This window comes from Halogeometricum sp. S1BR25-6, assembly GCF_031624495.1.
Lineage (GTDB): Archaea > Halobacteriota > Halobacteria > Halobacteriales > Haloferacaceae > Halogeometricum > Halogeometricum salsisoli.
In genome coordinates, this window is record NZ_JAMQOP010000005.1 from 89465 (window position 1) to 102402 (window position 12938).

7 protein-coding genes are annotated in these 12938 nt (G+C 58.4%); 4 read left to right on the plus strand and 3 right to left on the minus strand.

Translation table 11 applies throughout. From position 1 onward, the window contains the following. Positions 1 to 107 precede the first annotated feature (107 nt). From NDI76_RS19580 to NDI76_RS19590, 3 genes are all read left to right on the plus strand, one after another. A complete protein-coding gene (locus NDI76_RS19580) occupies positions 108 to 3359 on the plus strand; it encodes a DUF499 domain-containing protein (protein ID WP_310925862.1) in 3252 nt (1083 codons plus the stop codon). A 125-nt stretch (positions 3360 to 3484) separates the two neighbouring features. Next, on the plus strand, positions 3485 to 6148 hold the full coding sequence (locus NDI76_RS19585) for a DUF1156 domain-containing protein (RefSeq protein WP_310925863.1): 2664 nt from the start codon (positions 3485 to 3487) through the stop codon (positions 6146 to 6148). Positions 6149 to 6187: 39 nt separating this feature from the next. Next, positions 6188 to 6559 (plus strand): DUF8076 family protein, encoded by a 372-nt coding sequence (locus NDI76_RS19590; RefSeq protein ID WP_310925864.1) that lies wholly within the window; start codon positions 6188 to 6190, stop codon positions 6557 to 6559. 105 nt (positions 6560 to 6664) lie between these two features. Here NDI76_RS19590 and NDI76_RS19595 read toward each other — a convergent pair whose 3' ends face one another. The 3 genes from NDI76_RS19595 to NDI76_RS19605 form a co-directional block, all read right to left on the minus strand. Further along, entirely contained in the window at positions 6665 to 8539 is a 1875-nt protein-coding gene (locus tag NDI76_RS19595; RefSeq protein ID WP_310925865.1) for a 5-methylcytosine restriction system specificity protein McrC, read from the minus strand. Between the two features lie 13 nt (positions 8540 to 8552). Further along, the gene (locus NDI76_RS19600; RefSeq protein ID WP_310925866.1) at positions 8553 to 9788 is read right to left on the minus strand and encodes an AAA family ATPase; all 1236 of its coding nucleotides are present in this window, start codon (positions 9786 to 9788) and stop codon (positions 8553 to 8555) included. Positions 9789 to 9883: 95 nt separating this feature from the next. Further along, a complete protein-coding gene (locus tag NDI76_RS19605; protein WP_310925867.1) occupies positions 9884 to 11737 on the minus strand; it encodes a DUF4143 domain-containing protein in 1854 nt (617 codons plus the stop codon). 751 nt (positions 11738 to 12488) lie between these two features. Here NDI76_RS19605 and NDI76_RS19610 point away from each other — a divergent pair. Next, positions 12489 to 12911 (plus strand): DUF7985 family protein, encoded by a 423-nt coding sequence (locus NDI76_RS19610; protein WP_310926102.1) that lies wholly within the window; start codon positions 12489 to 12491, stop codon positions 12909 to 12911. Positions 12912 to 12938 lie beyond the last annotated feature (27 nt).

Below are 12938 nucleotides of genomic sequence, written 5' to 3' on the forward strand. Positions count from 1 at the left end.
CTAAATTAGCTCTAATACAAGTTCTACTATCCTATACCTTAATATACAACCGACTATAGTTGGATGTCGGGAGTAACTACTTGTATCGGGGTGGAGTATGCCGAGACATGGCGAGTAAATCAGGAACTCTCCCGCAGGTAGTTGGAGACGTCCTCAAGCCGAGTAGCGAGCTCTTCGAGGGTGACGAGCTGATCAAGGGACAGATCAGGCTCTACGACGTTGAGTCGGATGATAAGGCAGCGCTGGAGGCTGACGCACGGCGATTCTTCGACCGGACGCTGCTGACGGAGGGGTTGGGGGATTCGCTGAAGCTCCTCCGGGACGCCCGAATCGGCGAGGGTGCCTCGAACATACACGAGTTTTACGGGCCCTACGGAACCGGGAAATCCCACCAGATGGTGGCGATGTACCACGCGTTTAACGCGCCGGAGGTCGTCGCCGAGTGGGCTGACGGTCGCATCGAGAACCTCGAGGAGGGACTTCCGGACGAGGCGACCCCGATCGTCGTTTCACTCCAGATGGACAGCGATACGTACGAGTACCTCTGGGAGCCGTTCTTCGACGAGCTCGACTACGAGCTCGACGAGGACGAGTTCGAGGAGGGTGGCTACCCGGGCATCAAGACTATCGAGCGGGCCGTCGACGACCGGACTGTCGCGTTCTTCGCCGACGAGCTGGAGGATTGGTTCACCTCGCTGACGGGCAAGCGCGAAGCAGCCAATCGTGGGTTCTTGCAGGCACTGCTGGAAGCGACGTCCCGGACGAACCTGTTCGTCTTCGTCTCGACGCTGCGCCAGGACTCGGCGGTACATAAGATCCTCAATCGACAGGATCGAGTCGAGGTCAACATGTCCAACCAGGTTGACATCCGGGACGTACTCCGTCACCGGCTCATCGAGCCCGGCAGCATCGACGAGGGGGCGGTACGCGAGCTCGTTGACGACTACATCAGTACGTACGCAGAGACGGACCACGTCGATCTGCCCACGGGCCTGCGCGAGGAGATGGAACACACGTATCCGTTCCATCCCGAACTCGTCTCAACGCTGAAGACGCGCTACTACGCCGACGTCGAATCCGGAGCGACGCGGGGAATGCTGTTCCTGTTTGCAAAAGTACTCGTCGACGCCTACGAGGATACCGACCTCATCACTCACGGTGACGTCGACGCCGTCAAGTACAACGACGAACTGACCCGCATCAACACGGAGCACCAGCGTCCGAACAAAGCCTACGATGACATCGTCGATCGACTCGACAACACGAACATCACGCACGGGCGCCGGATCATGAGCACGGTCCTGCTTTACTCGCTCACACCCGGTCTCGCAGAGGGGGCCACCCGCTCGGACATCGTCATGGGGACGTATCGAACGGGCGAGCGCGTGAACGACATTATGGTCAACTTGGAGCGACTACAGGGGAACGTCTACCACCTCTGGGAGCAGGACGACGACCACTACGTCATCCGCGAGGCTGAGAACCCGCGCTCGCTCATCAAGAACGCCGCCCGCAACGTGAACGACGAGCGGGCGATGGTGGAGCTGGGCAGCGCCATCAGCAACCTGTTCGGACCGCAAGCGTACGCGGTTGGCTTCGCGGAGGATGATTTCGGAGCAGTCTCAGACAACGAATCAGTCAAAGTCGTCATCTCAAACACGGAATGGACCCACGATGCGGTCAAGCGTGTCATCAAGAACGACGGCGCCGGCCGACAATGGCGAAACACGCTCGTGTTCGTCCAGCCGAAGGACGGACGCACGATCGCCCCTGGGGCTGAGGTGACGGGGCCGTTGGCGAAAATCCGACAGGTACTCGGTGCCGAGCAGATCATCGACGACGACTCCCGCGACCCGGAGATCCGCGAGAAGGTCCGCGAGGAACAGACGAAGGACCGCGAGAGCCTCACGAAGCTTCTACGCCAGAACTACGGAGAGGTGCTCGACGTCGACGACGTACTCAACAACTTCGAGGGCCGGGCCAACATGGAGCTAGATTCGTTCGTCGTTGAGGGGCCCGTCTACGACGCGAAGAATATTGCCAAGTGGGCGGCGGCCGATACGTGGGACCTCCAGACCCCCATCTGGGACGTCGCGAGGACTCTGTTCGAGCGTAAGGACATGATCACGATCGAGGACCTCTATGAGGCCTTCCTCCGTGACCCGTCGCTGCCGATTCCCCAAAGTGAGCAGGACGTACTCTCGGCGGCCCGTGAGGGCCTCGAGGACCAGCCCGTACTAGCCCACCGCGAGAGTGAAGGGTTCCTCGCCAGCGTGGCTGATGCGACCGCGGACACGACGCTCGTCCTCGCTGAGAACGTCGAAGAATGGACCGGGGACGACGTGATCGAGAGCCTCCGGTCGCAACTGGTCAAGGAGGGCAGCGTCGATGTCAGCAGCTTCGAGCACGACCTGTTCAAGCGGAAGGACGTCCGTCTCATCGGTGACGACCCCCATGACGTGATGATGACGGCGGTCGCCCGTCTCGCCCGCGAGGACCGCTACGTGCTAGTGAGGGGGACCGATATCGTAGACAAGCCCCGGTCGGGCGTGGAGATTCGCGATATCTCCGACGCCGAAACCGTCAACAGCAGCGACGTCGTCGCGGCGATCAAGGAAGAGATCGGCAGTCAGGGGGCCGCTGCGATCAGCGACGTGCTCCGGACCATCCGTCAGGATCCCACCCAGCACCTGCCGGCCAATCACACGACAGACACGTTCAAGACCGCCATCCAGCAGCTGACCAACGACGACTACACGCTCCGCGTTGACGGGGAATACACCGACACGCTCGGCGCTCGCGACGTGCTGGCAGTAACGGTCGTACCGACGCTCTCGGCAGGCGAAGCTGACCGCCTCCGCGAGTATCTCGAAAACCGCGAGGAGAGGGAAACGTTCACCGTCGAGGAGGCACAGCAGGCAGCGGTTCCTGGGGCGGTGAAGGCCGCAGTGCGGACGTTCTTACTGCGGCATCTCGGCGACGAGGAACCCCTGCGGTTGGTCATCGCATCAAACGGCTCCGACGATGCCGATGACTACTTCCCCGGTGCCGGATTCCGGGTGCCTGCTGATACCGGGTGGACGTTCAGCGGCTCGTTCACAAGTCCCGCCGATCTCCGCAGTCACTTCGCCGACGCGGTTGAGGAGCACGACGGCGGCACCCTCTCCCGCGGCACGCTCAGTCTCACGACCCGCGACGGAGGCGTGCTGTCTGAGACCCTCGATCCCATCGTCAAGAGCACACAGCAGTACATCGAGCTGACACTCGATGCCGGTCAGTCCCACGTGGATCTGGAGCAGCTGTTCGAGCGCCTACCGGACTCGATCACCGAGATCGAGATCAGGGTCGAGTTCGAATAGCACGACCGACAGGCACAGCCTCGAAACGAACCCGACTCTCGACGTACCGACCCGCCACACAACGACTCACGATACGGCGGCCCACCACCCGATACGATACACCATCACGATCCAACCTACAAATTATGTCAAGAGAACAATACAACACCAAAGCGGACGAGCGGTTCCAGTACCCAATCGAGCGTGGCTTCCCCATTGAGCGGGTGAACGACATCGCCGAGAAGGAGGGGAGCTCGAAGATGCACTACCGACCCACCTCGATGATGCACAAGTGGTGGGCTCGTCGGCTCGGTTGTGTCTTTCGGAGCATCTGCCTCTATTCGCTCGTTGACAACCCAAAGAAGCTCACCGTCACAGATCCAGACACCGGCGAGAATACACTCGGCGAGTTCGACGGCGGCACCTCGGATATCGAACAGTTGATCGCCGACGTTAACCTGTCCGATCCGGACTCGCTCTGGCCGCTCTACACGAAGGACGTCCGCGTCGAGGACAAGTCCGTCCTCGATCCGTTCATGGGTGGGGGCACGACGCTGATGGAGGCGAGCCGGTTTGGTGCCGACGTGACAGGCGTCGATCTGAATCCTGTCGCGTGGTTCGTCACCAAGAAAGAACTCGAGGCCGGCGAGACCGACGTCGAGGAGCTGGAGACAGCCTACGAGAACGTGAAGGCCGCCGTCGCCGATGAGCTACGGTCGTACTACACGCGGTCGTGCCCAAACGGCCACGATCACGAAGCCGACGTGATGTACGAGTTCTGGGTTCGTGAACTTGGCTGTATCTCCTGTAGCGCGACGGTGCCGCTGTTCAAGGATTACCGTGTCGCCGCTGGCCGGTACGACAACAAGGGTAGCTATTACGTCTACTGTCCAGAGTGTGAATCGGTCTTCCTCACTGATGACGCTCGGTCCGAGTCCGCCTGCACAGAGTGTAGCCACACGTTCACACCCTCACAGGGACCGGTGAGCCGTGGCGGCTACTACACCTGCCAGGACTGCGGGCAGAAATACAGCATCACCGACGCAATCGCTGAGGGGCAGTCGTACAACGATCGGCTCTACGCCGTCGAATACTACTGCTCGCACTGTGATGAGGACGAATCCCACTCGAAGGCGGACGCGAAGAGCTACATCGCAGCCACCGCGGAGGACCGTGAACGCTACCGGAATGCCGCCGAGACGTGGGCCGAGCGCGAGGACCTACACGGCTACATTCCCAACACAGAGATCCCCCGGGGTGCTATCACCGAGGCGTCATCGATCAGCGGCAACGACGTGTTCCAGCATGGTTACGAGACGTGGGACGACATGTTTAACGAGCGCCAACTGCTTGCACTCGCGCTTCTACTGGACGCGATCGACGACATCAACGACCAGAATCGAAAGGAGTACCTCCTCCTGGCGTTCTCGGACTCGCTGATGTTCCACAACAACTTCACCATCTACAACCGGTCCGGGAACAAGATCGAGGGCGTCTTCAAGACGAATTCATACAACCCCCAGATGGAGCACATCGAGAACAACGTCTGGGGCTGTGACTACGGTCGCGGCACGTTCTCGGCCACCTGGGACAAGGTCGTCGACGGCGTTCGGTGGGCACAGGCCCCGACCGAGCGGTATATCGACGAGGATGGCAACACCGCGAAGACGGCCTCGTTCGAGACGCCGCTGGGCGCGAGCTCCTACACGCTCCACCATGGTGACATGCGAGCCGTCGACCTCGAGGAGACGTACGATGCGGTCATCACTGACCCACCATACTACGACAATATCATCTATAACGAGGTGGCAAACTTCTTCTACGTCTGGCAGCGCCAGCTGCTTGCCGACATGTACGAGGCCTTCGAGACGCCACTGACACCCGACCTAGAGTCGATCGCTACCAATCCTGCACTGGGAAAGGGCGACGAGGACTTCGAGAGAGATCTCGCGCAGGCATTCTCACGCATCCGTGATGTGCTCGATGACGAGGACGGCATCCTCGCGTTTACCTACCATCATAAGGGCTCGGAGTCGTGGGGTGAGCTGTTGGAGGCCCTCTGTGATGTCGGATTCGAGATCACGGCGACATATCCCGTTTCGGCCGACCTCAACAAGTTCATCCAGGGCGAGGCGGTCTCGTTCGACATCATCGTGGTCGCTCGGCCCGCGAGCGAGCGGACTATGATCAGCTGGCGTGACCTCAAGCGCGAGATCTACAAGACGGCACGGCAGACGCGCCGCAACCTGCAGGAGAGCCGGACGCTCTCACAAGGCGACATCGGCGTCATGGAGATGGGCGTCTGCTTCCGTGAATATTCAAAGCACCACGACAAGGTTCGGCGTGGCGATAGACTAATGTCCGCCAAGGAGGTAGTCAACGAGATCTACGGAATCATTCAGGATGCCAGCGACGTCGGCGCCGTCGACGTCTTCATCGACCTTCTGCGGACAGATGATCCCACGTATGACGACGTGATGAAGCTGTGCCGGGGAACAAGTGCGAACCCGGAGGAGCTGAAGGAGATGGCCCTCTACGACACTGAGGACCGTTTCGAGCTTGGCACGTGGCAGAGCGATGCGCGGCAGGCCTACATCCAGGACAAACTGTCGAACGAGCCCGACGAACTGACAGATCTAGACCGGCTGCAGTTCCTTCGGTCCGAGTTCGACCGCGGTGGCCGCATTCAGGACTACACAAATAGATGGGAGATCACGCCAGAGCTGATCGACCTGGCCGAGCGCCTCGCTGATGCCACCGGCGATGAGGTCTATCATCGATTACTTGGCGATACCTCACTCGGGGTGTGATACAGGATGTCTAAGTCCGATATCGACGGCCTCGCGGGTATGTACAACATACTTGTTGAAGAGGAGTTCAGTATTGTTGATTACCGCGTCCCGATCGAGACGTTCATCGAGATGCTTGAGGAGGGTGAGCTTCCGGAAGAACTCGCTGTCTCAGGACTTGACGATGCACTCACGACCGAGAACCAAGAATTGCTCTCAGAGATGCAGGCGGCGATGCGGCAACGGCGCGACTGGCTCGACAGCCGGCCGTCACTCCCCACAGTCCAGTTCGTGGTTGACGGCGAGCTGCAGGATACTGGCGAGAGTTTTGAACTGCTCGTTGACGGGGAGTTCTACTCCCTCAAATCTGTATTCGGGCGAAGTATCAGCGAGCGCGAGCCGGGCTGGCTCGTCACGTCGTATCGGATCTGAGTCCAGGCGACGGGTGACCACGATTTCTCGTCGGTGTCGTTCGGTCCCGATCCGGTTCGGGTCTAGCTCCAACTTGGTTCCGAATCACCGCAGTGAGCGGCGTTCTCAACGGATCCAGACCTCTTCTTTGGTCGCCATCGTCGGCTCTCCCGCCTCATCCGGACGCTGCAGGAAAAAGAGAGTGAGCCGCCCAAGGCTTGCACCCGATCTATTGTCCGAATCTGCCGACACTTCGGGTAGCCGATACACCGGAATACAGGTGATTTCATGTTGGGGGTATACCCGTTGGTCGTTCTCGTCTTCTCGGGTGAGAACCGACTTCAGCCGCCTCCTCAATACCTGTCCTTCACCTTCGAGATCGGTTCTGAACACGGACGTGGACCGAACTAGTGCCCTAACCGCATCGTCGGCGAACCAATCCGGCCGTGCGATACTGAAGGGGGCGCCCTCGTCGGTGTCATAGAGGAACTCAAACGGTGCTTCCAGTCTGCCGTCTATGCAGAGCTGCGTATTCGGCTTCTCGAGCAGTTCGAACACCTCGAGCTCCGGATACCGATTGAACAGCACCCCACGCACGTACCCTTGGACGGCGGCTTGATACGCCTCGTGGTTGAATTCGTCGGTGGTCGGCGTGACGACAGCCACTTCGGCATCGGTCTGTGCGACCGTCCCACTCCAAGGTGTTGCGAGCGGACAGAGGAACGCGAGTTGCCCAGTCTGCTGAAGATACGCGTAGGTAAACAGCCGCGACCGGGATTTCGACTCCCGTGCCGGGTTCGACCCTTCTTGATAATACTTTGAATCGAGGACAGCGATCGTTCGCTCATCCTCCATGAGGAGATGGTCCGGACGATGGTGGACGTTCTGGCCATGCAGTTTCTTGAACGGACGGATCCTCTTCTGGGCGACACAGGTAATATCGTCAAGGACGCCGATCGGGTCCTGCTCACGAATCTGATCGACAGCCCGCTCGAGGACTGCGTGCGAATAGTCCTCGAAAAACGGCTCCATTTTGAGGACGTAATCAATGTGGAGCCGCTGTGGGCCGTCGTCGCCCCGGCCGAACAGACTCGATGTCAGGAGCGACTGGGCAACGTAGAGTGCCCGCTGGTAGTAGCGGCGTTGCCGGGGCAGTGAGTGCGTTGAGACGCGTGCATATTCACCGAGATCGCTATATTTGCTCGTGATTCCGTGCCGTTCGAGATACTTGAGATCGTCGTAGATATCGTTGAAGACGCGGACGATACGGCGGTCGGAAATGCGCGCCTCGGACACTTCCTGCTTAAGGAAATACAGTAGCTGCTTGCCGGCGAAGTGGAGTAGTGAGTTCACCGGGTTGTTATACTCCGGACGACTGCGAATCCAGTTCGGCACCGGTTCGCCTTTCGCGTGATTACGGAGTGTTTGTCCGAGATCGATCGTGCCAGTTCCTCGGTAGCTGTTCGATCGTTCGACGATGATGTCGCGAATGAGTCCCTGGCGGCTAATCCGATCGATTCCACGATGGTAATTGATGGCGAGCAGAACGATCACGTCCGCCGGATCGACGCTACGTTCGTCGTCCGTACCCGTCGGCATGGTATAGGGTTCCTCGGCTGCCGGCACATCGAGGACGGTCAGCAGCATGTCGATGAGCCCGTTCCAGCCGATCTTTGGCTCAATCTCGATCGTGACGCCTGGGAGGAGGGTTACGATTCCGACAACATCCTTAGCCTCGATTTTCAACGCCTCCTCACTCAGTGTGACAGTGAGGACCGTCGGATTTCCGGGCTCACCGTCCCAATCACTTCGGTCTGAGCCGGCGTCAAGCAGGACCTGCTGTGACTTCTCGAAGGTCGCGCCGGAGCGTTCGAACCCGACTGTGGTAAGTTGTCTGGCGATACGGTCCGTGTCGAACGTCTCATCCCCATCAGCGGGGACGAACTTCTTTTCGCGTTTCTCCCGGATCGAATGCTGTCCTCGTGTGAGCGCGGTCGACATATGTTTGACTGTGCTATTCGAAGACCGTCCGGTTCATCTGCCGCCCCTCTGCAGTGATTTCACGCTTGACGAGTTCGATCGCTGGCGTCAGATCGAAGCGAATGAACTCCTCATCATTGCTCAGCACCTCGTAATGCGTTTCGAGCTGGCGCATCTGCGGCAGAGTCGCTGTGTTCAGTAGCCGCGGCAGCGTGTACGTCGCAAATGCTTGCCCGACGGCTTCATCCATGAGCTCCTCGTCCTCGTACTGCCCACCAGAGCCGCAGGCGCTGCCGAGGAATTCGGCGATGTCCTTGTAGTGCATCGGGCCGAACCGTGAAATCGGCTCATCGTCATCGATTGTAGTTCCTTCATTGAGGCCGTCGTAGTCGGCGTGGAACAGGGACACGAGCGTCTCATGATCGTAGGGGACTATCGCAGGAACGTGCTCGTCGACCCACTCGCTGAACAGGTCATCACGGGCTGCCCGATCGTACTCGTCCAGCCCGACCATAGCGAACCGGCGGGTGATCGCGTCGTCCAGCTCGTTGACCGTCCGGTCAGACATATTCATCGTACAGATTATATGTACATTACTATCAAGCTGCACATTGTGCTTGTCGTCCTGATAGATGGTTTGTTCGGAATTTTCGATAGCCGTGTAGAGCGGCCCGAACACCTGAGAAATGTCGGCACGGGTGATTTCGTCGAGGATAAGTCCCCATTCGATACCGAACTCACGAGCATCGATGACGGCCTTCGAGACGATACCGGGTTGTTTTCGGTAGGCGAATCCGTTCTCCTCCTCTGCGGGCTGGATACCGCCGATGATGTCTGAGGGAGTCCAGGAGGGCGTCGCGGTATGCACCTCATCCCAGTCGTAGAGGTCATCAGCGAGCTGCCGGGCGAAGTACGTCTTGCCCGTCCCAGTTGGGCCATAAAGGACGAGCGGTTTTCCCATCTCAAGGGCGGCTCGGGCGTTCCGCTCGACACGGTCGGGGACGCGGATTTTGGCGAGTTCCTGCCGGTCAGTAACGAGTTGCTTATACCTGTCGGGGATTTCCAGATTCCCCAGTACTGCCCGACGGACTTCCCCAAGCTGGCGAGTCGATTCGTGTTTTACGTCCAACTGTTCCTTGATCAAGATCTCGTCAAGAACCTCCTCATTCGTGGCTGCATTTTTGACCCACTCGGCAGTAGTCTCTGGATCCCGCCGGAGCGTCCCGAGTTGCTCTTTAAGACTCCTGAACGAATAATCCCCTGAACTCATACACTAACAGGGTATTCACGTCGGTTAAAATAAGGTTCCGGTTATTAAACAATCTACTGGAGCGAGAACAGAATCCAGGAAAGCTGTGTGGCGGATTATACCAATCTTAGGTACACCCACTGCGGGATACGGACGATCGGCCGCGCAGCCCCGTCTGACTCGTGGACGGTCACCGGGGCTGTTGAGTCCCCGTGATCAGTCGTAAGCATGACACCGAACGGTGGTTCTCCGTCGTAAACCTCATCTCCGTCAAGCGTTCCGTGATAATCGTTAGTTACGTAGTCTCGACGTTTGCGTATGTCCGTCTCGGTCATAGTTTCGTAGCGCGCTGTATCGAGAGAATCGCGCTCCGACGCTGATGCATCTGAGTTGAGGAACTCGAGGAGTGCGGCGAATCCACCAGGCTGGTTTCGCTGGTCGATGAGGTTGGAAACATTTCGCTGTCGAGCCCAGTACATCGGTACAGGGCGCCCGTTGAACTTCGGAATGAAGTCAATCTCACCCACGGACCCGTTCCAGAACTTAACCACCCCACGTTTCGGGTCATGCGCATCGTTCAGCAGGTATGAGAGCCTAACCGTGTGGTCGAAGAGCACCGACTTCGAGAGCGCCGCCTCGACATCGGCGTCCGCGCCGAGCACTCCATTGAGATCGCGGTTCATGAATGCGTTTGCGATCCCTGGATCTCGGAGATAAACGCGAACTGACCGTGGGCGAAGGTTGTCGTATTCGGGTGACGGAGCGAGGGCATACAGTTTCGAGAGGACACCGAAGTACTTCCGCCGTAACGTTCGGCGATCGATATCGAACAGGTCGGTGAGCGTCGTGAACTGGACGGACGTACTCGGATGCTCCGCAGCGACGAGTGCACAAAGCCGCTCAAGTCCTGCCGGTTCCTCCACGGCACCGAGTTCCGGTCCCCGTTCACGGAGCATGTGGCGAAACGCGGTCAGGGCCCGCTGTTGGACGGCGTTGATGTCGAGTTCACCGCGACCACGGAGGACAGGGGCGAGCTGATCTCCCGTCAGGACGCCAGCGGCTGCCAGCCGCAATCCCACGAACCCGCCGATCGTGAGATAATTCGAGAGTTCTCTGCGGAGGTCGGTTCCGGAAACGACTGCGTTCTCGACTTCGGTGTTCAGCCTGTTTGCTAGTTGCGTTGCATTGCCTGTCGATACCGCCTCGGCGAATGCAGCTCGGGCTTTCGATGCGCTAAATCGGTTATCGGATGCGGTCGTCTCGAGTTCCCGAAACCGGAAACGGGCGAAATCGGTGAACTTCATCGGCAGCATACTCGAAACCGTTGCCAGCTCGTCAGCATCGGTTGACGTCAGGTCCGCCGTAGCCAAGGGTGGCTTGAGCTGTGAGTCGGAGACAGCCGTCAGCACGAACCGTCGGGTCGAATTATCCGTCACTAGATCCGCGAGTGTGGTTGCCCAATCCACTCGCTGGCCACGTCCATTGCCCGGAGTAATCGCACCAAGATCGTCGAGAATGATGTAGCTGGGGGTAGTCTCCGAGCCACTGTGGCAATAGTGCGTCTCAAAGTGGTCAATGGCGGCGCGGAGCTGGGCCGGCGCCTGGATTTGGATAAGCGGCGTTGCCGAGAGAGGGATATATAGGATGTGTTCAGGCGGGACGACTGCCTCGTGGGCCTTGTCCCGGAAGCCAGGGTGGCGATAGAACTTCTCGACGAAATCCGGGTCGATAAGGGCAGAGATAAGCTGTCGCAGTAGATCGGTTTTACCGATCCCGTCCGGGCCTGCAATACCAAAGACGTGGTTTTCATCTGTTATGATCGACTTGTGGAGCCCGTAGAAGTCGCTCCGGAGGGAGACAAACTCGTCAGTCGCTGCGGCACCGGCTCCTTGTTCCCACCACGGATTGTAGTCTGACAGACGCTGGATCAGGTAGTGGCCTTCCTCGGCGTTGGTGGGATCGAGGGACATACATTCCCCTGTCTTCGCTTTCCGCTATGAAACTTACCATCTTCTGTATTCTTCTGCGGAAAAGGTTACATTGCTATGTGACAATAGCTCCCCGATCAACTGTTCACTTGCTGATCGGGGCTGCTAAGGCTGTTGTCAGTCTCTTCGTCTCTCAGAGTTATTCGAGTTCGAGGAGAAAACGGTTCAGCAACACCTCCGCAACGACTGCAAGCACTACTGAGCGACTTCTCGGTGGTACCACCAAAACCATCGTACACTCGATGTCGCTTGATTCTGAGTTGAAGTCGCAGGGCCGACTGATTGCTCTATCTTAACCAACAATCAGCCGAAATCCTCCCGTACCGTTGGTTAATCATACACCGTGACATTTCAGTCGGAACTATCACATACATCACCCAATTATACACTCTCTATATACAGAACTTACTTATTACCCGCAGAATATGCTATCCACATGTACCGCAGCTCAGCCGGTGCATACCCACCCGCAGGAATGAGAACTCGGTCAGCCACCATCAACGGGAACGATGATCCGTACTTCGAGTGGAGCGGCCACAGCAGCGCATCCGCCCTTTATCGCCGTCTGCTCGGTGAGGAGATGACGGGTCGCGCTGCTGATTCAGAGAATCACCGTGACCTTCTCACACAAGTCCACACGCGGGAGTACACGGATGTCGAAACCACTACTGAGACCAATCATTCCGGCGATCGTGCGGCACTCGCCATATATGCGGAGCACGACCAACTTGCTATGTCACAGGACAGTACTCCATCCCAGACGTCTGAGAATCGTACTGACAATCATTACCTACTAACGAGCACCAGTTATAGACAGGCTCTTCTCACCCTTGCACTGGTGAGCCTGTTTGCTGTCCACCCCGCTGCGGCGCAGACAAGCGCGGTCTGTAGTGCCGACAAGCTCCCGAGTATGATTGAGGGATTCTTCCAGTTAACTACGGGACTCGGTATCGTCGGACTCGCTGTAGTCTGGCAGGCCGATTCCCTCATCGAGATGTTCACCCTCAATTCGGAGCAGAAGAAAGGGCTCAAGCGCCACAAGCGCTCGGCGATGAAGTCTGCCGTCATCCTCCTCGTCCTCGGCCCGCTGTACACGGTCGCCGGATCGATGATGAGTCTTCCACTGGCTGACTGCGTTAATCTCACTCCCTGGTAAGCGACTTTACACTCCCACCACGAGCCC